The following is a 1,371-nucleotide window of genomic DNA, read 5'->3' on the forward strand; positions in this document are numbered from 1 at the left end:
TGGTTAATAGCGATGCGCGCTACGCGTTTGCCTAGGTTTTTCGCCAACTCAATTTCTTCTTTGCTTAATGAAGCGCTCTCTCCAGTGCTGCTTGCACCGTAAGGTGTGCCACCGGTTTGAGTGGTGTGCAGCGCAGGTTCTGAATAGGGGATGCCCACGACTAACATGCCATGATGAAGTAGAGGCAGCATCATGCTTTGCTGTGTCGTCTCTTGACCACCATGTAGTGATGAAGAGGAAGTAAATACACAAGCTGGTTTATCGATGAGATCGCCATTAATCCATAACGATGTTGTGCTATCCCAAAAGTGCTTCATTGGCCCAGCCATATTGCCAAACCATACTGGGCTGCCGAGTGCTAAACCATCGCAAGAACGGAGATCTTGTAAGGTCGCAATAGGATCTGTTGGTTGATAGCGCGAATCCGGCTGCTCTTCTACCGTATACACGTTGTTCACCGTTCTTAGCATGGCTTCGCAGTTCGGGATGGATTCCACCCCTCGAGCGATTTGCCTTGCTAGCGCTTGGGTGTTGCCGTGTCGACTATAGTAGAGAACAAGAATGTTGATGCTCATATTGGATTACAGAATCTCTAGTACTTGTTCTGGTGGACGACCAATTTTTGCTTTGTTGTTCGCGACAACCACTGGACGTTCAAACAGTTTTGGATTCGTTGCCATTGCAGCGAAAAGATCTTCATCAGTCACTGATGCGTCACCAAGGTTCGCTTCTTTGTAATCCGCTTCTTTGGTACGCATCATGTCGCGAACACTCTCAAAACCAAGCTGAGTGAAAAGCACTTTCAGCTGTTCAACAGTCAAAGGCGCATCTAGGTATTTGATCACCTCTGGTTGTACGCCGTTTGCTTCAAGCAGTTCGAGAGTTTGACGGCTCTTTGAGCAGCGTGGGTTATGATAAATCACGACAGACATGGTTCTTCCTCATTATTATTTTTGATTTAATAGTTCAGCCGAAGCCAACTGAGTGGCTTCTTATTGTGTAACGTTGAGCTTTCTTTGTATTTTGGCAACGAGCTTCGCTACCAGTCATTATACTTATTGCAACGATAAGAAGCGTTCGCGCTGTATCATTAGTTGATCAATTCGAGCGTCATAACGTGCTTGTTTTAGGCTGCCTAGTTCTGCGATTTGGCTCGCCTGCGTGTAGTACTGAATCGCTTTGTTCCAGTTGGCTTGCAGTGCCAAGATCTCTGCCCTAGCAGACAGTTCTTCATCGCTGTTACCAAGGTTTGTATTTGCCTTTGAAAGCAGGTACCACCCATTGGTGTCGTTCGGGTTATCGTGCGTGTAACGTTGCAACACGCGAACGGCTTCCTGTAGGTCTTCATTTTCGATCAGTGCATTGGCGTAG

General features: G+C 46.9%; 2 protein-coding genes and 1 pseudogene. All 3 read right to left on the bottom strand.

The features are described 5' to 3' along the window. Window positions 1-575: NAD(P)H:quinone oxidoreductase (gene wrbA, locus AB4496_RS15680; RefSeq protein WP_372131324.1), on the bottom strand; the 575-nt coding region annotated here is incomplete at its 3' end. 6 nt (window positions 576-581) lie between these two features. Next, window positions 582-932 carry an arsenate reductase (glutaredoxin) gene (gene arsC / locus AB4496_RS15685; protein ID WP_009847383.1) on the bottom strand — a complete coding sequence of 117 codons (351 nt, stop codon included), beginning with the start codon at window positions 930-932 and terminating at the stop codon, window positions 582-584. Between the two features lie 123 nt (window positions 933-1,055). Then, window positions 1,056-1,371, bottom strand: a pseudogene (locus AB4496_RS15690) (hypothetical protein); the annotation flags it as partial.

The organism is Vibrio sp. 10N.222.46.A1, assembly GCF_041473595.1.
In the GTDB taxonomy this organism is placed as follows: domain Bacteria; phylum Pseudomonadota; class Gammaproteobacteria; order Enterobacterales; family Vibrionaceae; genus Vibrio; species Vibrio tasmaniensis_A.